Origin of the sequence: Natrinema salaciae (genome assembly GCF_900110865.1) — an archaeon.
GTDB lineage: Archaea > Halobacteriota > Halobacteria > Halobacteriales > Natrialbaceae > Natrinema > Natrinema salaciae.
In genome coordinates this window covers 417,251-437,635 of sequence record NZ_FOFD01000002.1, presented here as the reverse complement: position 1 = coordinate 437,635, position 20,385 = coordinate 417,251, and the positions used below count along the sequence as shown (strand labels likewise).

Below are 20,385 nucleotides of genomic sequence, written 5' to 3'. Positions count from 1 at the left end.
CGGAAACCCGCCCCTATAGGGTGGATTCGCTTACCGTTGGCCGAAAACAGCGTGTCGTTGTCCGGAGACGGATCGCTGCAGAACACGATGGATGCGACAGGTGGCCGATAGTCATTCGATCTCGAGCCGAGACATACGCTGGCCCTATCATCACAACGGCTTTACAGGCGGTGAGAGGCGGATGCTATAGGGTTTGACCTGGTGGATGAAGCCGACATCAGTGGCACCAATATCAGAATGCCCACTAATTCTTTGTGGTTTCCACCCAGAAAGTTATATATAGTTGGTGCTTTAACTATTGTGTGAAGATGAAAGAAAAAGGTAAGAGAAGGTCGTTGAACAGAAGAAACGTTCTCCGATCGGCTAGTCTAGCAGGCTTGTCAATTGTAGGTCTGTCCGGAGGAGCGACAGCAATCGAAAAAAATCGCACCGTAGAAAAAATAGAGGGTCATAAAAAACGAAACATTCTTTTTGATGTGATTTTTTCTGAAGAGGCTCAGCGGTTACAGGACAATATCGATGAACCGATCTATCCTGAATTGGAGACAGGGAGCGTATTTCAGGTTAGCGAGTCTAATAAAACGGACGCCGGGAAAAACCAATACCGAGTTGTGACAGTCAATTACTCCCGGCTGAAAAAGAACCGGCATTCGGAAAACAGTTCGTCCATCTTCTTAACATGGAACAATAAAGAAAGTAATTCTGCCCCCGGATGTGTGTTAACTATTCTTGATGATACGGCGAAGACACAAACACGCCTGTTTGAGAATAACGGAAAAGTTACGGAGTCAGCGTTGAGCATTGGCGATGCGGATGGAAATACGAGGGAGATATCATCAAAATCTGACATCAGTACCCAGGACTCGCTTGATGGAGAAAATTGTGTAGAGTATATTTCAGAAGAGTGTAATAATGTTAATTGGAGTTGCGTCGCATCAATTGGACTTGCTTATGGTGGCTGTGGACTGGCCGTAATAAGTGGTGGATGGGCTGGGGTCATACTTTGTTTAGCAGAGGGAGGAGTATGGATTTGGCAGGTAGCAGATGAAGAGAATTGTAATCTCTGTGACTCGTCGGAGCTCGTGGAGCACGAGGTCTGCGGCCCAGATTCATCGTATGGCCCGGGTTCACCGTAAATAAGCGACCAACGATATTATCGGTAACATTAGGGAATACCCAATCAGGAAGACGACGACCGAGGAGCGGGTAACAACTTCTGTACTTATCACGATATAAGCCACGGATATAAACAATATAACTAATGTAACCGCCGTAAAAATCATCGACTTTCGGAATCGCTTATCGATTTTTGATCCCCATTTTGTAATCTCAAAAAAATAAAATGAGAAAACAGCGAACAACGATCCTGTAAGGACCATCGGATAGCGATCAGAAATAAGGGCCACGTACTCCATTATATCCCCGACAATCAGAAAAGTAAACACGATGCCGCTAGCTCCAAAAAGTAAATTTTCGAGCAATTTCTTCGTTTCCTTAGATATCTGGTAGCCAGCCATCTTATTGCTTCACCATAGATATATTTAAACTATATGGGTAATAAATATTCCTCACTCAGCTTAGGAGATACTTAGCCAATAGACGTTTGAGAAGTAGCAAATCTGTTAGTTCATCTGAGCTAAGGAGCACCGTTGAACTAGTAACCGTTTGGATGTACTCTGGCGAAAATTGGGGGCTTTCATGACGCTTCTCTGTTCTCCACATCGTTGTTTCTTATCAAGTGGATCCTTTTCGTGTTAGAAAACAAGGAATTGGCCAGGGAATACTTCTTCCCGAGGACGTTCGAGGGGCCGTCGGTGGATGGATCGTACAGTTGCACCAACAAACGCAGCAGCGCTCGCTAGACTGCGATTTTAATCCTGCCAATTCGATTGGAATGGTGAGGCTCGAGCGAAACGCGATCGTCCTCGACCCGCTTCGAGCGGTCGATACCTTTCGATACTCGCGACGGTGTGACAGTATCCTTTTTGACGCTCGGAACCGTCGTACCACTCGATATGTCCGCCGACCATCCCCTCGCCGATTCCGTCGACAACCTGGTGTACGAACCGATACAGATCTCCGACCACGGGATCGATCTGACGGTCAGCGCCGTCTACGAGGTGGCCGCCCCCGGCCGTCTCGACTTCGGCGGCGACGAACTCGCGGACGCCGACCTCGAGCCGATCCCGACGGAACTCGAGCATCCGCACGACGAGTTCGGCTGGTGGCACCTCGACGGCGGCCAGTACGTGATCCAGCACAACGAGTTCCTCACCGACCTCGCGGAACCGGCACAGCTCCAGCCGCGCAACGAGTTGCTGGCCCGCGGTGGCTCACATCCCTCGATGCAGGTCCGAGATCACCTGCCGTTGATCCCGCTGACGGTCGCCGATGGCGGGCTCAAAATAAAGGAGAACGCGCGAGTGTCGTCGCTCGTGCCGATCGGGACCGGGTCAGTGCCATCCGAGTAAACCGGCCCGAGACCATCCCTCTCTGCGACGGATTCGAGACGGTCTTTCTCCACGACCGGAAACGGACCAGCCGTGCGGCCCATCCGTACCCGTCTCGCTCCCGTCGTCGAAGTGAAGACTGCGAATCCGTTCAGCCCGTGATTGCGTTCGCCACTCGAGGCTGCACCGTCTCTCGACACCAGTCAGTAAACCCGCGTTCTCCGAACAGCGTTTATTTCGGGCGCTGATTCGATACATTCGTATGTCACGTCTCACGTTTCATACACGATGAGCGAGTCGAATACGCGCGAATCGATCGACGCCGATCCGGACGGGGCCGGGAGTTCCGGACGTCTCCGATCGGGGAGCGGGGGAATCGGGACGCGACGACTACTGGTCGCGATCGTCGTCGGTCTGTTGCTCGTCGTCGGGGGAACGGGAGTCGGCAACTGGGCGACCACCAGCAGTGGCGACGTCGACGTCCGCGAGACGACCATCGAGACCGAGTCGGGGCTCGAGCTGTCGGCGACCGTCTACGAGCCCGTCGGTGCGAGTCCGGACGATCCCGCACCCGCGGCGCTGTTGATCCACGGCTATACCGGTCATCGCGGGACGATGTCCAGTTTCGCGACCGAACTCGCCGATCGGGGCTACGTCGCCGTCACGGTCGACCAGCCCGGCCACGGCGGCTCCGACCCGCCGGCGTTCGCGGACGGCTGGGGCGGCCCCGCGAGCCTCGAGTACACGCGCTCGCTCGAGACGGTCGACGAGAGTCGGGTCGCACTGGCAGGACACTCCATGGGCGGCTTCGCCTCGCTGGCGGCCGCCGAGGCCCATCCGGACGGCTATCAGTCGCTCACGCTGATCGGTTCGACGTGGGGGTTCTCGGGCGCACCGGGGGCGAACGAGACGTTCCCACGGAACATGGCCGTCGTCTACGCGCCCTACGACGAGTTCAGTCCAGCCATGTGGAACGAGTCGGTGCCGGGCGACGTCAACGAGGGCGACAAAATGGCGGGTGCGTTCCCGACCGCCTCGGCGATCGAACCGGGGACGACCTACGGTTCGATCGAGGACGGCACCGCACGAACGTACACCGCACCGCCGACGATCCACAGCGGAATGCACCGGTCGACGACGGCGGTCGGGGACACCGTCGAGTGGATCGAACGCACGACCGGCGGTGCCGAGGAGCCCTCCGTCGACGACCAGCGCTGGTACTGGGCCTCGATCGGCCACGCGCTCGCGCTCCTCGGCGGCCTCGTCGTCGGGGTCGGAGTAACCGCACTCGTCTGGCGTCGGACGGGCGATACGGCTGGTCGGGCGACTCGAGCCGATCGCGACGCCGAAAGCAGGGTCGCCCGGTCCACGACCCTCGGCCTCTCGGCGCTTCCTGCGCTGACGATCTACCCGCTGTACGCGATCGGAACCGTCGTCGTTCCGACGACTCGGCTGACCCACCAGCAACTCACGCACGGCTACGTCCTCTGGATCGCCGGCACCATCGCGCTCGCCGCCGGCATCGTTCGCTGGCGACACGGCGGCGTCGATCGGGCGTCGCTTCGGGCGCTCCGTCCGGACCGATCCACAGCGGGTCGTGCACTGCTGGCAGCCGTCGCTGGTAGTGGTGCACTGTACGCCATCGCAGCCGTCGCTGACGCCGTCGCCGGCGGTGCGCTCGACGCCTGGATGATCGGGTTCAGTCCGCTGTCGGCCCTCCGATGGATCTCGCTTGCGGTGTACGTCCTCCCGATCACGGCCGCTGCCGTCGCCTTCGCCGCCGGCCTCGAGAGCGTCGTCGGCGTCGGCGTCGGCGGCTCGAAATCGCTCCCTCGAGCGCTCGGCCGAGCACTCGCAGTCACCTGCGGCGGACTTGTCGTCTTCCTCGCCGTCCAGTACGTACCGCTGTTCCTCGGCTACGGGATGCCCGTTCCGAGTGCAGGTCCGCTGGCGATCACGGCGATTACCGCGACGGGGACCCTCGTGGTCGCGACCGTCGTCGCGACGGCCACCACGCGGCTGACCGACTCGTCGCTGACCGGTGGCGTTCTGACCGGACTGCTCGTGACGTGGCTGATCGTCGCCACGAGCCCGATTCACGTCGCGCCGCTGTAGGGACTCCGCTGTTGCGCCGCGCCGAGTGGCTTTCGCTCGATTCGTCGGCGATGTGTTCGATTGCGACGACCAGTCGATAACAGAGAGACAGGGAAGCGAGAGCGACGACGAGGGCGATCGGGAGAATCGAAAAGACGAGGATAGAACCGGCGCTAACGATACCGTATCCGGTGCCCACTAGCCACAGGAGACCGACTGCAATTCCGGTTGGTGACCGTATCGGGGCACGGGATGGGAACGGCGACATGGGAACATACCTCAATGGAGGAACGGAAATAATTCCGGAGACGAGTCGATCCGAAACCGTGTGGAGCGACGCCGTGACCGAACCGTCATACCGTTTTCGGTGATCACGGACCATCCGGTTAGTCCGGCCACCGGCAGCAGACGGCAACTCACGTCGGCACCGGCGGTGACCGGCCTACCGTCCTTCGTACTCGGGATCGCGGTCCTCGAAGAAGGCGCTGACGCCCTCTTCGTGGTCCGCGGTCTCGAAGACGAGTCCCTGCGCCGTCGCCTCGTCGGTCAGGGCCTGTCCGAGTGACTTCTCGAGGCCCTCGCCGAGGAGGCGGTTGGCGTGACGGAGCGCGATCGGCGGGCCGGAGACGATCTTGTCGACGAACGCTTCGAGTTGCTCGTCGAACTCGTCGGCGGCGTAGACGTGGTTGACCAGCCCGAGGTCGTGGGCGCGATCCGCGCCGATGATGTCGCCCGTGAGGACGAGTTCCTTCGCGACGTTTTCCCCGACGACCCGGGGGAGCAGGTAGGAGGTGCCGGCGTCGACGCTCAGGCCGACCTGCCGGAAGACGAAGCCGAAGACGGCGTCCTCGGTGGCGAGTTGCATGTCACAGGCCAGCGCCAGGTTCGCACCGGCACCGACGGCGGGGCCGTCGATGGCCGCGACCGTCGGCACCGGGAAGTCGATCAGCCGCCGCATCAGTTCGTTCGTCGACCGCTCGAGCGTGCGGACCCGTTCGTCTGCGGGGACCTCGTTTTCGATTCCCTCGATCATCGCCTCGATGTCGCCGCCGGCCGAGAACGACCCGCCCGATCCCTCGACGATCACGCAGCGGGCGTCGCTGTCTTCGATCTCGTCGAACGCCTCGGTGAGTCCCGCACTGATCCCCTCCGAGAGGGGGTTTCGTCGGTCCGGCTGGTTGAGCGTAATCGTCGCGACCCCCTCGTCTTCGATCTCGAGGAGGACGTCGTCACCAAGTGTCATTATTCACCTCCCTCCTGTTCGCGGAGCTTGAACTTCTGCACTTTCCCGGTCGTGGTCCGGGGCAGTTCGTCGACGAATTCGACCTCGCGCGGGTGTTTGTACTCCGCGAGGTTGGTCAGGCAGTACTCCTTGATCTCGTCCTCGGTGACGTCGGCATCCGGCGTTCGGACGATGAACGCCTTGACGGTCTCCCCGCGGCGTTCGTCGGGGATGCCGGCCACCGCGGCGTCGGCGACGTCGGGATGCTCGAAGAGGAGCTCCTCGACCTCGCGCGGATAGACGTTGTAGCCGCCGGTGACGATCATGTGTTTCTCGCGGTCGACGACGTAGAAGAAGCCGTCTTCGTCCCTGTAGCCGATATCGCCGGTGTGGAACCAGCGGCGGCCACCCTCCTCGGTGAACACCTCCTCGTTGGCGTCGGGCAGGCCGTAGTAGCCTTTCATCACGTTCCGCCCGGCGACGACGATCTCGCCGGTGATCTCGCGGAGGTCGGCGTTCTCCTCGTCGATCGGCCCCTCCTCGACCGGTGGCACCTCCTCGAAGTCCTCGTCGACGACCTTCGAGTCGACGCCCGGGACTGTCTTCCCCACGCTGCCGACCCGGCGGCCCTCGAGCGGGCTGTTGAAGTGGGTGATCGGACTGGTCTCGGTGAGCCCGTACCCCTCGTAGATCTTCGGCTCGTAGAGCTCTTCGAACCGGCGCAGGACCTCGACGGGGATCCCGGAGCCGCCGACGCCACAGAGCCGCAGCGACGACATGTCGAACTCCTCGGCGTCGGGCTGGTTGATGATGTCGTTGTACATCGCCGGCACGCCGTGCAAGATCGTCAGCTCCTCGTCCTCGATGAGGGAGACGGCCTCCTGTGCGTCCCACGCGGCCATCGGGTAGTACGCGGCGCCGTTGAACAGCGACGTGTTCATCACGACGGTCATCCCGTAGATGTGAAACAGCGGCAACACGCCGAGGGTCCTGTCGTCAGGTCGAATCCCGTCGGGAATGAGCTTCGACGCCGCGTTTGCGTTCGACGCGAGGTTGTCGTGGGTGAGCTGAACGCCCTTCGGCTGCCCGGTCGTTCCCGAGGTGTACGGCTGCACCGCGACGTCGTCGTCGTCGCGAGCGGTGACCTCGGGATCGCCCGGCTCGAGGAACTCCTCGAGCGGGGTTGCACCCTCCGCGTCGCCGCCGATGCTGACCACGTGCTCGACGCTGGTCTCGTCCTGCACCTCCGTGACGAAGGGGACGAGGTCCGCCAGCGCGACGACGACTTTCGCCTCGCTGTCGCCGAGCAGGTGCCCGATCTCTCTCGCCTTGTACTGTGGATTCATCGGGACGACGACTCCGCCGGCGCGAAGCGTCCCGTGGAAGGCGATCAGGAACGGCGGCACGTTCGGCAGATAGAGCGCGACCCGGTCGCCCGCGCCGAGTCCCCGTTCCTCGAGCGCGGTCGCGAACGCCCCCGTCTGTCCCCAGAACTCGTCGTAGCTCGTTTCGGAGCCCTGAAATCCGATTGCGGTGTTATCACCGTGTTCCTCCACGGCAGCCGCAAGATTAGTGACAAGATTTGTCATAGTCCGTGCGGTACGTTTGCGTGTATCGTAAAAAAGATTTACATCGTTCGGCGAGAGGGCCGACTTTCCTTACCAGCGATAAGCGGCGCTGAGGACGGACGAGTTTCACTCGACGTTCGACACACACTCGCGCGAACGCGTTACTCGGAGAGGATCGCGTCCGGCTCGAGCTCCTCGAGTGGACCGACTCGCTCGCCGGTGGTCGCGTACCGGTAGAGTGCGGTCCGAACGACCATGCCGAGAACCTGGGCGATGACGATCGTCGCGACCAGAAGCAGTCCACCGATCACACCAGTGAGGGTCGCGGCAACGCCCGTCATCGAGAGGTACGCAACCCCGAGGAGGAAGATCCCGGCGAGCGTCGCCGGCAACAGCGCCAGCCCGATACCGAACGTCGCACTGACGCTCTCACCCCACGTCCGGGAAAAGGCGGTGCCGCTCCGTCGCAGGTCCGACCGGAGCGCGTCGGTGCGATCCGTGACGATCACCGGAACCGCGAAAAACGTCAGGAGCCCCCAGGTCAGTTCGAGGATCGAGCGGGTGATCGTTCCGACTCCGGGGACGTTATCCTCGGCGATGTAGAGGACGGTGCCGACGGTCGCAGACAGGAGCGCCCACTTCGCGATCCGGCTGCGAGCGCGCCACGCGGCGGCCAGCCCGTCGCCGACCGTCACCTCCTCGCCGGCGAAGTGTCCGGCCGCACAGTGGACCACCGCGGCGTTGAAGAAAACGCCGACGCCGGAGGAGACGGCGAGCCCGGCGAACATGACGCCGTACTTGACGATTCTGTTCGTGAACACCGCCTCCACGAGCCCGTAGTGCAGTATCGCCACGCCGATCGCCGCGTACGCGCACCCGACGAGTACGAGGCTCGAGAGCGGGAGAATCGCGAGACGGGGGCGGTCCCGAAACACGCCGAGGCTGGCGTCGACGACCGCCAGCCCGCGTCGATATCGTCCGGACATATTTCATACTCGTTAGCTAAGATATATATTCCTGTCGGTCACTCAACCACTGGGCCGCGCTCGAGGCGATGTGGCGACGGTCCGTGCTGGAGACGGATTCGAAGGTATTTACGGCCGCATCCCCAATTTCGCGTGTCATGTACCAGGACGTCCTCATCCCGACGGACGGGAGCGACGGAACTCGCCGGTCGATCAACCACGGGGTGACGATCGCGAGTCGGTTCGACGCGACGATTCACGCGCTGTCGGTCGTCCCCGAGGGACCGCTCGGGACGCTCCAGACGGACGAAGCGATCCCGGCCGCCGAACGGGCGGTCGAGCGCGTCGAGACCGAAGCGACGCGAGAGGGCGTCGACACCGTCACTGCGGTCGAACGGGGCGTTCCTCACGAGGAGATCCTCGCGTACGCGGACGACCACGGGATCGACATGATCGTCATGGGAACACAGGGCCGAACCGGGCTCGACCGGGTGCTGGTCGGTAGCGTCACCGAACGGGTCGTCCGGATGGCGGACGTGCCGGTCGTGACCGTCCGGCTGACGGACGAGCTCCGGATCGAGGACGCCGACGAGGCGGCACGGATCGCCCGACGGACGGCCGAGAACGAGGGGTACGAGCGGGTCAGCGTCCGCGAGGACCCCCACCGGACCAGCGCCTCCTGGATCGTCCCGCTCGAGACCGACACCGGACCCGTTCACGTCCACGTCGACGCCGTGACCAGCGAGGCGCGGGTCGCGGACAGGACGCGGACCGACTAGGACTCCCGCGATCGGATCGGTGCCCCACGGCCGCCCTCGGTTGCCGGCCGGCTGTTCCGCACACGCCGCTCCGAAAAGCGCGCAGCCTCCGATTCCACGGCGGGTGAGAGAGGACGCTTGCGATACCGGAACGCCGACTCGAGCGAAATCGTGTCGAACGACCGTGCTATTAGGTCACGTACTGTCATCGAGAACATGATACTGCGACTATGAACATCTTTTAGTGATCGCCATTCTATGACATACCATGGCAAACAGTGAGGGGAGGAACTGGACGACCGGTCGGAGCCAGGCGGGAACCGTCTGGTCCGCGAACATGCTGCAGGCGATCAAATCCCCCGAAGTGTCGGCACTGCTGCTGTTAGCGTTGCTGCTGTTTGCGTTCATCGCAGTGGGTCATCGGCTCGGACTGTGGTAGACCGCTGACGGCCCCATCGAACTCGTCCACGCTTTCGCTCGAGGACTCGGTCACGGGCGAGTTCGCTCTGTTGCTCTGTATTCCGGTTTTGACGCCGATCGAACGTCGACGTTCTTCGCAGTTCGATCGGCGTCGTATTCGAGAATTTATATTCTAGGAAAGAGAGAATCCCAAAAGCTCGGAATTCCTGAATGCGTGAAATAACTCAATCGATAGTCGTCTTCGCTGGATTCAGAATAACCGTGATCAAATCACATTCCTGATGAATCTGGCCAAAACGGGTATGGCACCACGAGAATAATTAAGCGCTGGGCAACGTATTATGAATTTACAATATATTCCCGAAGTAATTCCATACATCTGGATTCTCTTCCTGTCGACGCTCATCGCCAGCGGAATAGCCACCTATACGATCGTCGCAAAGCCAGATTCGTTGCGTGAGCCCAGCGTCAGAGCGTTTGTCGGCCTCAACGTCGGATCTGCGCTCTGGTCGGGTGCATACGCAATACAGGTATTGAGTGTTTCGTTGCAAACGAAGCTGGCCTGGTTTACGGTAGCATGGATTGGCTCTGTACTGGTAGTGGTGTCTATATTCTCGTTCGCTATCGCGTACACTGGCTATGAAAAATGGCTTTCCCGCAGAACCCTGCTTCTGGTGGCAATTGAACCTATTTTCGCTTTCGTATTGTTGGTGACCCGGTATCAAAATCTGTACACCCAGTCCGCCGAAACCGTCTCCGTTTCAGGACTCATCGTACTAGATCGTTCGTTCGGCCCGATCGGGCTCATTCACGTTCTGTACTTGTACAGCCTCCTGATCGTCGCCGCCGGGTTTTTGCTGAGGATGGCCTACAACTCCCGACGAGTCTACAAAGTCCAGGCTATCGCGGTGTTGATCGCGATTCTCGTTCCGATTTTTGCGAACATTGTGTGGTTTCTCGAACTGGGACCGATCGAAGGGATCGATTTTACGCCGGTCGCGTTCGTCGTCTCGGGGCTTGTATACGCAGTTACGGTCTATCGGCACCACTTGCTGGATATTCAACCAGTCGCCCGTACTGCGGTTGTCGAAAACATGCGCGATGGGTTCCTCGTCATTGACGACACCGACCGAATCCGAGACGCTAACGAAGCAGTTCGTAAAATGGTCTCAAGAGACGGTCCCCGGTCCGTAATCGGCCGTAACGTTACCACGGTGCTTCCGGACGTTGCGTCGATAATTCGTGCGGACTCATCAACAGATCATAACGAAATTTCCGTGGATAGCGGAGACGGGCGACGATTATTCGACGTACAGGTCCAGCCACTCTCAGGTGAAGGACATTTTCGGCTGCTTCTTTTACGCGATGTCACAAGCCAACACGCCGTCGAACAGCGGTATCAGGCGTACATCGAGAACGCGTCGGACCTCATCACCATGGTTGATAGAAACGGAATCGTACATTATCAGAGTCCGTCAGTATCGACCGTCCTGGGGTATGATCAATCGGACCTCACTGGGCAGTTCTACCTCGAATATGTGCATCCCGAAGACCGAACCCGAATCAAAGACGTGTTCCGAGAGTCCCTCACACAACAGGACTCAATCCGGCGTGAAGAATACAGGCTTCGTGACGCTGACGGCGCGTGGCGTGAAGTCGAAACCATCGGTAGAAACCTGCTTGGCGAGCCATTCGTCGACGGGTTCGTATTAAACACCCGTGACATCACAGAACGCAAAAGGCGCGAGCGAGAGCTACGCCAGAAAAACGAACAGCTGGACCGATTTGCGGGCATCCTCAGTCATGACTTGCGTAACCCTCTGGCTGTCGCGCAAGGCTACCTCGAGGCGGCCAGCGAACGCGTCGAGTGTGAGTTCCACGACGATATCGAAATAGCACACGATCGAATCGAATCGATACTCGGTGATGTACTCCTTTTGGCCCGCGACGGAGACGTGATCACTGATACCGAACCGATCGATTTTACGCGCGCTGTCAAACAGGCGTGGAAAAACGTCGATACTGCCGATGCGTCGCTATCCGTAGCTAGTGATCGATCGATCGTCGCCGACGAGGACCGGCTCCTCCGCTTGCTCGAAAATCTCTTTCGTAATGCAATCGAGCACTGTGGACCAGCCGTCCACGTGCGAGCTGAAACGTGTGCGCATGGATTCTTCGTCGAAGATGACGGTCCTGGAATTCCTGACGGCGACAGACAGGGCATTTTCGAGTTCGGTCACACCACGAGTGAGAGCGGGACCGGATTCGGTCTCGCCATCGTCAGTCAAATCGTCGACGGTCACGGTTGGTCGATCCAAGTCACCGAAAGTGAGGATCGTGGTACTCGATTCGAATTCATTACGTCTCCCTCGTCCTGAGGCCACAAGAGGAAGTACAGGAAACCCTGCAAGCAATGGCAAGAGGGAGACACGCCTCACATGGCGAGGAACTGAATTTGGTCGTTGCACGGCACGATCTGCCGCTCCGAGACGGACGGTCCTCGCCAACTCCCGATATCGCACCACAACGAAGTCACTAGCCAGACTACCACCCGTTCTCGCTTCGCCGCAGTCTTTCGAGCGACGTCCCGGTAGCACTCCGCTGCCCGTCTCATCTTGGTTACCGTGTCACTGAGTTCGACGACGCCTGGGCTGCCTCGACGGGGCCACACTCGGTCGGGTCGATATCGTCGCCAGCAAGCCCGTAGGTGAGCTTTCGGAAGGCGACGTCGTTGGCCACACCCTCGTCGAGTGACTCGTCGGCGTGGCGAGCGTCGGCATACTCCTGGGTCACCATTGTTCACCGCCGTCGGGATCGGAGACGATCTTGCCGGCGCGCGATCGTGAAGGCCGGGCCGGCGGAGCTCGACCGAGAATGGACCTTCAAGAACCTCGAGGTCGGGGATGATATCAGCCTCGTCGAGGACGACGATCAACGGCTCGGTGACGATCTTCTCGAGCGTCGCGACGAGTTCCGCCCGCGGCTAGTTTCTGTGGACGACCGGACCCGTGGGCTACTTCTCGATCGCTTCGTGGAGGATTTCGTTGCCCGTCTTGCTTGAGCATTCGATCAGCGCCGAACTGACCTTGGCCCGCTGGCGGAGATCGCGAAGCATTCGCCGGGCGGTCGCGGTCTTCCCCACGCCCGAGGGACCGTAGATCAGGACATCGTCTGCCCGATGGCCGATCGTTGCGGGTTTGAGCAACCGCGAGAGGCCGTTGAGCTCTTCGTAGCGATGGAGGATCTCGGTCGGATATGCGTCGTCAAAGACCCACCGAGAGTCAATCATACCTGACTATTTCGATTGGTAGTATAAAAGCCGTAATGGGCGTCGTTTCGAAATAACTGGCTTTGTTGAACCCTTCTAAATGCAACTGAGAGTGAAACAGCCGTTCAGTAGATCTGCGTATCTAACCTTGCTGAACTAACCTTGCTGAATACAGTACAGGGTACGTATCTCGCACGGAGTTAGCTTCGTAGCGTCAGCGTTGATATTGTTCGACAGAGAGCTGCCAGTTCCTGTTCCGAGGGAGTCACTCAGAAGAAAATCCAGCCTATCGATGCGGGTCCCCCCAACTTGGCCAGGGTCGGTTCCTCACCGTCGGCAGTGGTCGTTCACGAAGTGGTCAAGCGGTCCGGCCTGTGTTTTCCTGGTGGGCTTCGACCTTGACCAGGACCGTCTCGTACTCGCCGACGACGATTGTTTGAAAGGAGCAGTCGGTACACTCCAGTTTGTATGATGCGACCACAGGCATACGTAACGGTTATCCAGATTCGGTAACGTGGACGGCGCCGTCACGGGTCACGGTCACGTCGTAGCCGACGTAGGTAAATTCGATCTCGAGCGGCTCGGTGGGTTCATCCTTGCTCGCTCCCTGGAGGAGGGTGTCCAGCGCGTCAGGATCAATTACGTCGTACAGTGGCACCTCAAGGTCTACGGGATCGACGCCTTCGTGGGCAGCCACGGATTCGACGATAGCGATGCTCGGCAACTTCGTTTGCACGGGTGATACAACGGGCATATGATTCACAGCTACCTCCACGCTTTGTTTCACTATAAGAACATTGGAATTTGTTCCTTCGATTCCATCGTAACAAACCCCAAACGCGAACGATCCTGGCGTACCGATGGAAACGCACGCAATAAATGCCCTCGATGACCGATTCTGAAGCTGGTGGCTCGCGTGACCGGTCACTCGTCGGCGACACCGGGCTCAAAGTGGGCCGACGGCTCGTTGTACTCGTTGCGCAGCAGGATCTCGTCGTTCACGTTGAATCCCAGTTCATCGATTTGGTGGGCGATCCGCGTGATCTCGTCGGTGGCTGTGCCAGCGACGAGGATGTGGACGTTATTCACTCCGGTCATTAACTCGCGGACGTTCACGACCCCATCAAAGTCGAATGTCTCCCGGAGTAGGCGTTCGCGGTCGGCAATCGGGGCCGTACAGATAAACAGGACAAGCAGCGGGTAGCCAGCCACCTCGTAGTCGATTTCCGTTCGATAGCCCTGGATAACCCCCTGTTCTTCGAGCGCGGCAATGCGCTTGCCGACGGTGGTTGCGGAGACGTCCACCCGCTCGCTGATCTCGGCGTTCGTGTGGTGTCGTGCGTCCTCTTGAAGTGCCCGGAGGATGGCCCGATCAACCTCGTCCAGACTGGTGTCCGTCATAGGTGGCCCACGCTCCTGCGTCTGAAATAGTTCTTGTTACTGTGTAGCATAGGCGGGGTCGATAGTTAGGTTCAGACACGCAGTTACGCGTATGCTTCATCTCACTCCTGGGTCGGTAGACAGTTTGATGCCTACTAGCTTTGGGCGAACCGGTATCTGGGTAGCCTGTACTGATCATCATAGAGCAGAACCTATCGCCCGGTAAGAGTTTAAGCAGAGCCAGATCGCTCTACTCGCCGATCACGACACTGTTGGCATTTTCAGGCGCAATTCTAAACCGGATATGTATTCAAAAATAACACGACCCGATGGGGGTCGCGTCCGATGGCCCCGTCGGCACAGCTGGTTATGAAGTGCAGGAACTCATTGGAGCCGGGGCCAAATAGAACGGAGACTGGTACCCGGAAGGCGTCCGTGCCGGAGCATGCCAGTACCAATTCGTGAAGGGAGCGTCCCAAATCCTGAACGAATTCTACTCGCGAATCGGGACGCCGTCGCCGGTCTCGAGATCGACATGGGCGACAATCTCGCGACCGACGCAACGCCACTCGCCGCTGCGGCACTCGTACTCTTCGCGGTCGTAGCCGCCGACCGATCGGGGCTCGAAGACGACCAGGAGGAGAGCGACGAGCCATCGTTCGGACCGGCGGCGGATACGCCACTCGAGGGTAGCGACGTCGGCGGCGATCTCGATCTGGAGCCGCCCTACGCCGACAGTGACGCCTCTGGCGTGCCAGGGTCTACACGCGCGAGAACGTGAAACAGGACCGGGAGATATCAGTTTCCCTCCGCCAGTTCGTCCAGGACGCCGAGGATGACTTCGTCGACGAAGTGAGCCGCGCTTGGTACAGGCGTCTCGAAAACAGATGTCCGCGAGGCCGCGTGCATCGACGGAAGTGCACGCGTGAATATTAGTAACCAGGCTCTCCGTACAAAATAGCTACTGGGATCATGAGGAAGAACAGTCCGAAGAGAACCGAAAGCGTGGTCCGGCGAGCCCGCCTGTCGTACGTGGACAGTTCCTGACCGTTGGAGTTTACCAACGCCAACAGATAGAGGAGTTTCGTTACCGGATTCCGAGTGGGTGACCGGCCCCCGTTCCGACGCATTCGGCGGATTTTTCGGATGGAGCACAGACTGTACCCAGCAAGCGACAGGACCATCCCAGCCCACGAGATTACAGGGACCAGGACGACCGGATGAATCCCCGTCGTCGCCTCTGGAGGACTTTGCCAAACGTATCCCACAAACACAATCACCGACAGATAAAATACCGCTGCACTCGCGCCGAACAGCAGTAAAAACGTTCGCCCCAGATTGTCGGGACTGAAACGGGAGGTCTGAGGGCCTGAGTCCGCACCGGATGCAGACTGCTCGCTCTTGCCTTCCCGGTCGTCGATGTCACGTCCGCCCTCTCGATCAGCAGCCTCCCGTCTCACGGCGGCACAAATCTCGAAGTACGATGGTCCAACGAGTTGTATAATACTCATGACTACGATCCCGACGGCCACCCCGAGGCGTGGTGTGCTCCATACGCTAGCAATAAACATCGTCCACGCAGCCAACAAAAGTCCTTCCCCAAATATAGCCAGTCGTTTTTCTGGAACGACAGACACTCCACTGCTAAATTCACCTTTCAAAATTATACCCACGCCAGCGGACAGTCCCACAAGTGCTGCATACGAACTGTTCCTACCTGCAGAAATTGAAGGTATAATAAAAAATAAACAAAAACCAATAGCTAAAATAATGTCTTCAACTATACCTGACTCATCGCTTGCCATAATTCATACCCATGACACATGCATAAATGTATTTCTAGTCGAGACCCTAACCAATATATCGGATCGTAAATCATTTTTGAACTGTCTTCACGCTTACCACTGAATCGCGTGATCTATAGACATGAAACGTCGCGAACTGCTTGCCGCCAGTGCTCTGGTCGCGATCGCCGGCTGCTCAAGCGACGAGGCCAGTCTCGAGTACGACGTTGGTGCTTCAACCCCACAAGGGTTCGTCTGAAACCATGCCGGAATCCCGACTCTGAGCGGAATTACAGATCGCTCACACAAATCGATTTCCGTCGACCCTCAATACTCTGTCAACCTCAGGGGGGTCGACGATTGAGCTATTCGCTACTGTCCATCAAAAGCAAGTCAATCTCGAACTCGCCAAGTGGATGTGGCAGTTGTCCGTTACTCCTCATCGAGCACACTGTCGAGCCTGCCGCGGCCGTCGACGTGCTCGAAAACTGAAATGGGAAATGGAGTCAGTTAGATGTCGTAGGTGAACGTCACGTTTGCAGTCGACGAGCGTGGGATGGAAGTAAGTGCGCCAATTTCGCCGGACGCGAAGTAGTCGTGAGTAGCTGTCCCATCGACGACAGCGGTTGCATTCCCGTTATTGATCTCGCCAGCATCACCGTTGGCGACTACATCACCTGTTGCATAGAAATGATATTCCGTATCCCTCGCCTCAACAGTGAGTGCCCCACTACCGTTTTCGTCACCTGTATTATAGACATCGACGAACACGCTATCTTGGAGGTGTGCCTTTTGGATTACTGCAGAGTCGGTGTAAAAGATGTGCGTCTCGTCCCCTTCAATATCACCATGGAAATTTCGACCGGGGTATGTGTTCTGAATGTTGTCTCGAGTGGCGCTTCCACCTGCTTCGACATTGGAAGCGTCGGTCGAGATGACGTACGATCCAGAACTTTGGGTGGTGACTCTGATCTCTGGGCCACTTGGTGTGGCTGCAGCGCTCCCAGTGCCAAGAGTAATTCCCAGACCGGCTATACTGGCAGTACCAACTGACTTTATCGCGGTACGTCGGGTCAATGCAGTCGGGTTATTATCGTCCATGTCGACATGGCATATTTCTAACTGTAGTATCTTAATACTTTCTAAGATAACATAATCTATAGACATGAAACGTCGCGAACTGCTTGCCGCTAGTGCTCTGGTCGCGATCGCCGGCTGTTCGAGCTCGAGGCCGGTGAAGAGTTCATCGAGAGCTAGGACCTCGATACGAGCGCCGAAGGCGACATCAGCTGGGGCGTCTACGCTGGTAAACTCGAGCGAATAGAGAGGACGCTGTTTTTCGGGAACTATCGGTGGACGGTACAGATGGAGTCGGTACTGGAGAAGCCATCGTTCTCTCCGATAGCCGCCAGAAACGGCGTACTGAACAGAGAGGAGACACCGGCAGGCGGATATGATACCATAGTGATCGTTTCGAGTACTCGGACGAAGATCTGCGGATCTCGGAGACAGCTACAGCGAGTTCTACGCGAGGTGCCGGATCAATTCTTCAGTCACTTCTTCACGCTCGTGATGGACCCAGTGTGACGCATCGGGGAACATCCGGAGCTGCCCGTCGTCGCAGTAGTCGACGCTCTCTTCGGCCATCGAGGGGCGAAGAGCGATGTCATCGTTGCCCCAGCAAATCAGCGTTGGCTGGGTGACAGTGTCCCGCGGAGGGCTGTCTGACCGACGGAACCCACGATACCAGTTGATCCTCGGTTCGATGCCGGTGTATCGCCAAGCCGTCTTGTAGCGCTCGATCGTTTCGTCGTCGAACGTCCCCTCGTTTGACGTGATTTCGAGGGAATCGACCATGTTGTCCATGTCGTTCCGACGCAAAAGCCATTCGGGGAGCGTCGGAATCTGATAGAACCACACGTACCAGCTCCGGATGATCTGCTGGGGACTTGAGCGGAGGGTCTTTCGATAGACCGTCGGATGGGGGACGTTCAAGATACCGAGGTGATCGACGATGGATGGGTGCCGGAGAGCGAGATGCCAGGCGACAAAACCACCAAAGTCGTGCCCAACGACGTGGGCCGACTCCTGCCCCTCGCTATGGATCAGCTCGCAGATGTCTGTTGCGAGAGTCGAGAGCCGATAAGCATCGATACCATCGGGAGCGTCGCTCAGATTACAGCCCCGCTGATCCGGAACGACCACACGGAAGCCGGCGTCAACGAGCGGACCGATCTGGTCGCGCCAGCCGTACCAGAAATCGGGATGGCCGTGCAGGAGGACGACCAGTGGATCGTCGGGGTCGCCCGCGGCCACGACGTGTAACTGCAAGTCGTTAATTTCGCGGGCGGTGGACTCGAGCCCGTGTGCATTACGTAACGATGCATCTGTGTCCGTGAGCGTTTCTACGCCTGCCATCAGTAGCGGTTTGGGGCTCAAATCGTATGCAGTCGTTGTCGGATGTTCTAGTGCATTTAAAAGCGAGGCGGCCGCTGCACTAGCCATGAAATACCTTCATCTGTCGCTGCAGTATGAGCGGGCGGTCCAGCATCCGATGCAGCGGTTCCTGACGGATTCTGCGACTCTCGAGCGCAGTTGGCTGATCACGTGGAACTTGCTGGGTGAGGGCGACGTCATCTACACGTTATTTTATCTTATCGGCGACCGTGAACGATACAAGCAACATATCGCTGGTGCCGAGGGGACGGTCGACTACAATATTACACCCGTTGACGACAGCTCTTTCTACGCATACGTTCGGGAGCGCGAGAAGGCGATCTTCAAGCGCTTCCGGACAGCATTCCAACAGCCGTCAGTGGTTGTTGTGCCACCACTCGCCTATCGGCCCAACGGGAGGGTAGACTTCGACGTCGTCGGCGAGCCCGACGATCTAGCAGGAATTCTTGACAGGTTGCCCGACGAAATCACTGCAGAGGTGTCCGAGGTCGGCGAGTACGATGCTCGCCCAGGCGTCCCTGCTGTCGATCTCACGGGCCGGCAGCGTGAGGCGCTTCGAGCGGCGGTTGAGGTCGGGTTCTATGAGTATCCTCGGACCGGGAGTGTCGCAGACGTAGCCGAGATTCTCGACTGTGCAACGAGTACTGCCTCGACCCATCTCCAAAAGGCAGAGGCACGGCTTATCAGACACTGTATCGGAAACAGACGGCCCCGTTGAAGCCCGACGTCGGTGGCTAGTTCTGGTGGTCCTCTGAATAACGGACGTGGACGTCGTCGTGCTCGAGGACGTTGTACCTGCGTTCGCAGGTGTCTCCGAAGACACTCATCGTGACACCTCTCCCTGAACTGTGCCGTGGACTGTCCGCGAATCGACCTTCGAACAGTTACTGCGGAGAGTGTTATGCGGGTATCGTGACCGCGATCGATCGCGTAGCGCTCGCGCTCGACGACCTCGGGTCGAACGCCTCCCCGCAGTACGTGACGCCGACGGGATTCTCGACACAATAGCCGTTATGCCCGTTGTCGAGTTTGGCCACACGTAGCCGGTCGCCACGTGTCATCTCTCCCTTTGCTTCGCGCAGCGTTCTCGAACTGTGTGACTGGGCGATCGGTTCCCTGGCCGACTGAAAACCGAACGATACACTCAGAACATGTTGTGCGGCCAATAGCTATTTCCAGTAGAATGGTGTACGGCATACCGGCCCCTCCCGACAGGAGTTTCACTTGACCTTCACTCTTCGGGGCCAGGAGCGTGGTACGCGACCAGCGATCCCGTAAATTGGGATGCTGGCACGCTTCTAGGACTGGCTGGGTGATCAAGCTGGCGAAGTTGTGCATCGTTCTCACTCCGAAATCGAAGTCTCTGGACACGGTCATACGTCAGTCCGATCAGATCCTCTCGCCGCTGCTCAACGCCGTCGCGATCGTCGTGGTCAATCGCCGCGCCGGCCGAGTCCTCGAGGAGCGCTTCGAGCTCCACGACGCAGCCCGCGAGTTCGTCGATCCTTTCGAGCGCTCGCTGTGCAACCTCGAGGGCGTCCTCCGGGCGGACGTCCGTCTCCTCAGACATCACGAACCACCTCGTGGCTCTCGGCACAGCCGTCGCAGGCGCACAACTCGCCGCGCTCGGAATGGTGGATGACGACGGTGGCGTCTTCAGTGCAGCCGAGCGCTCCGCAGAACGGACCGAACCCGTCGGTCGCGGAGCGCACGCTCTGCCACCGCCATTCTGGCCACAGGTAGAACGGACTTTGAACCGCAGGTTCGTCTCATCGACATCTCCAAAACGTCGGAAAATGCCGCCACCAGTCGGTAGCGGATTTGAACCTCCGGATGTAAGCCAGGGGTGGGATTTGAACCATGGTCGTTCCGCTCCGCTTCACTCCCTGCGTCAAATCCGTCGTGTTGGCGGCGCTCACGGGTTTGTTCGCGCCGCCAAGCCAGGGGTGGGATTTGAACCCACGAAGTCTCGATTACAAGTCGAGTGCATGAACCGCCCATGCTCCCCTGGCGCAGGCC

20 protein-coding genes and 1 tRNA gene are annotated in these 20,385 nt (G+C 58.8%); 8 read left to right on the top strand and 13 right to left on the bottom strand.

Annotation, left to right across the window (positions count from 1 at the left end):
- The first annotated feature begins 302 nt into the window (after positions 1 to 302).
- From BMX07_RS23685 to BMX07_RS07455, 3 genes are all read left to right on the top strand, one after another.
- The gene (locus tag BMX07_RS23685; protein ID WP_139210840.1) at positions 303 to 1,136 is read left to right on the top strand and encodes a hypothetical protein; all 834 of its coding nucleotides are present in this window, start codon (positions 303 to 305) and stop codon (positions 1,134 to 1,136) included.
- 879 nt (positions 1,137 to 2,015) lie between these two features.
- Positions 2,016 to 2,471: a dCTP deaminase/dUTPase family protein gene (locus tag BMX07_RS07460; protein WP_090617197.1), complete on the top strand. Its 456-nt coding sequence runs from the start codon at positions 2,016 to 2,018 to the stop codon at positions 2,469 to 2,471.
- Positions 2,472 to 2,738: 267 nt separating this feature from the next.
- On the top strand, positions 2,739 to 4,565 hold the full coding sequence (locus tag BMX07_RS07455) for an alpha/beta hydrolase (protein ID WP_090616226.1): 1,827 nt from the start codon (positions 2,739 to 2,741) through the stop codon (positions 4,563 to 4,565).
- A gap of 421 nt (positions 4,566 to 4,986) precedes the next feature.
- On the opposite strand, the gene BMX07_RS07450 is transcribed toward BMX07_RS07455, so the two are convergent.
- The 3 genes from BMX07_RS07450 to BMX07_RS07440 form a co-directional block, all read right to left on the bottom strand.
- The gene (locus BMX07_RS07450; RefSeq protein ID WP_090616223.1) at positions 4,987 to 5,787 is read right to left on the bottom strand and encodes an enoyl-CoA hydratase/isomerase family protein; all 801 of its coding nucleotides are present in this window, start codon (positions 5,785 to 5,787) and stop codon (positions 4,987 to 4,989) included.
- Complete coding sequence (locus BMX07_RS07445; protein ID WP_090616218.1) at positions 5,787 to 7,355, bottom strand: long-chain-fatty-acid--CoA ligase; 1,569 nt, start codon at positions 7,353 to 7,355, stop codon at positions 5,787 to 5,789. Before BMX07_RS07445 ends, BMX07_RS07450 begins: the two co-directional genes overlap by 1 nt.
- Before the next feature lie 140 nt (positions 7,356 to 7,495).
- Positions 7,496 to 8,320: a DUF6159 family protein gene (locus BMX07_RS07440; RefSeq protein WP_090616215.1), complete on the bottom strand. Its 825-nt coding sequence runs from the start codon at positions 8,318 to 8,320 to the stop codon at positions 7,496 to 7,498.
- Positions 8,321 to 8,457: 137 nt separating this feature from the next.
- On the opposite strand from BMX07_RS07440, the gene BMX07_RS07435 reads away from it, so the two are divergent.
- The 3 genes from BMX07_RS07435 (at position 8,458) to BMX07_RS07430 (ending at position 11,855) form a co-directional block, all read left to right on the top strand.
- Entirely contained in the window at positions 8,458 to 9,078 is a 621-nt protein-coding gene (locus tag BMX07_RS07435) for a universal stress protein (protein WP_090616211.1), read from the top strand.
- 247 nt (positions 9,079 to 9,325) lie between these two features.
- Entirely contained in the window at positions 9,326 to 9,496 is a 171-nt protein-coding gene (locus BMX07_RS24320; RefSeq protein ID WP_175480080.1) for a hypothetical protein, read from the top strand.
- 322 nt (positions 9,497 to 9,818) lie between these two features.
- Positions 9,819 to 11,855, top strand: a complete 2,037-nt coding sequence (locus BMX07_RS07430; protein WP_090616207.1) for a histidine kinase N-terminal 7TM domain-containing protein — start codon at positions 9,819 to 9,821, stop codon at positions 11,853 to 11,855.
- Between the two features lie 241 nt (positions 11,856 to 12,096).
- Here BMX07_RS07430 and BMX07_RS25050 read toward each other — a convergent pair whose 3' ends face one another.
- The 4 genes from BMX07_RS25050 to BMX07_RS07415 all read right to left on the bottom strand — a co-directional run bounded on the left by BMX07_RS25050 (position 12,097) and on the right by BMX07_RS07415 (position 14,146).
- Positions 12,097 to 12,273, bottom strand: coding sequence for a hypothetical protein (locus BMX07_RS25050; RefSeq protein WP_245742072.1), 177 nt, complete (start codon positions 12,271 to 12,273; stop codon positions 12,097 to 12,099).
- 217 nt (positions 12,274 to 12,490) lie between these two features.
- Positions 12,491 to 12,766, bottom strand: coding sequence for an AAA family ATPase (locus tag BMX07_RS25045; protein WP_090616203.1), 276 nt, complete (start codon positions 12,764 to 12,766; stop codon positions 12,491 to 12,493).
- A gap of 475 nt (positions 12,767 to 13,241) precedes the next feature.
- Positions 13,242 to 13,499 carry a DdfA family disk-determining factor gene (locus BMX07_RS07420; protein WP_090617195.1) on the bottom strand — a complete coding sequence of 86 codons (258 nt, stop codon included), beginning with the start codon at positions 13,497 to 13,499 and terminating at the stop codon, positions 13,242 to 13,244.
- A gap of 170 nt (positions 13,500 to 13,669) precedes the next feature.
- On the bottom strand, positions 13,670 to 14,146 hold the full coding sequence (locus tag BMX07_RS07415) for an Lrp/AsnC family transcriptional regulator (protein ID WP_090616196.1): 477 nt from the start codon (positions 14,144 to 14,146) through the stop codon (positions 13,670 to 13,672).
- A 424-nt stretch (positions 14,147 to 14,570) separates the two neighbouring features.
- On the opposite strand from BMX07_RS07415, the gene BMX07_RS07410 reads away from it, so the two are divergent.
- Positions 14,571 to 14,906, top strand: a complete 336-nt coding sequence (locus BMX07_RS07410) for a hypothetical protein (protein ID WP_139210839.1) — start codon at positions 14,571 to 14,573, stop codon at positions 14,904 to 14,906.
- Between the two features lie 151 nt (positions 14,907 to 15,057).
- Here BMX07_RS07410 and BMX07_RS07405 read toward each other — a convergent pair whose 3' ends face one another.
- The 3 genes from BMX07_RS07405 to BMX07_RS07400 all read right to left on the bottom strand — a co-directional run bounded on the left by BMX07_RS07405 (position 15,058) and on the right by BMX07_RS07400 (position 18,327).
- Positions 15,058 to 15,930 carry a hypothetical protein gene (locus tag BMX07_RS07405; RefSeq protein ID WP_139210838.1) on the bottom strand — a complete coding sequence of 291 codons (873 nt, stop codon included), beginning with the start codon at positions 15,928 to 15,930 and terminating at the stop codon, positions 15,058 to 15,060.
- A gap of 489 nt (positions 15,931 to 16,419) precedes the next feature.
- Positions 16,420 to 17,010, bottom strand: coding sequence for a hypothetical protein (locus BMX07_RS23675; RefSeq protein ID WP_139210837.1), 591 nt, complete (start codon positions 17,008 to 17,010; stop codon positions 16,420 to 16,422).
- Positions 17,011 to 17,433: 423 nt separating this feature from the next.
- Positions 17,434 to 18,327 (bottom strand): alpha/beta fold hydrolase, encoded by an 894-nt coding sequence (locus tag BMX07_RS07400; protein WP_175480106.1) that lies wholly within the window; start codon positions 18,325 to 18,327, stop codon positions 17,434 to 17,436.
- Positions 18,328 to 18,412: 85 nt separating this feature from the next.
- Here BMX07_RS07400 and BMX07_RS07395 point away from each other — a divergent pair, with 85 nt between their 5' ends.
- A complete protein-coding gene (locus BMX07_RS07395; protein ID WP_217643679.1) occupies positions 18,413 to 19,084 on the top strand; it encodes a helix-turn-helix domain-containing protein in 672 nt (223 codons plus the stop codon).
- 513 nt (positions 19,085 to 19,597) lie between these two features.
- On the opposite strand, the gene BMX07_RS07385 is transcribed toward BMX07_RS07395, so the two are convergent.
- From BMX07_RS07385 to BMX07_RS07380, 3 genes are all read right to left on the bottom strand, one after another.
- Positions 19,598 to 19,936, bottom strand: coding sequence for a hypothetical protein (locus tag BMX07_RS07385; RefSeq protein ID WP_090616184.1), 339 nt, complete (start codon positions 19,934 to 19,936; stop codon positions 19,598 to 19,600).
- Positions 19,929 to 20,078, bottom strand: a complete 150-nt coding sequence (locus tag BMX07_RS24315; RefSeq protein ID WP_175480079.1) for a hypothetical protein — start codon at positions 20,076 to 20,078, stop codon at positions 19,929 to 19,931. Before BMX07_RS24315 ends, BMX07_RS07385 begins: the two co-directional genes overlap by 8 nt.
- Before the next feature lie 226 nt (positions 20,079 to 20,304).
- Positions 20,305 to 20,378 (bottom strand) — tRNA-Thr (locus BMX07_RS07380).
- Positions 20,379 to 20,385: the final 7 nt, after the last annotated feature.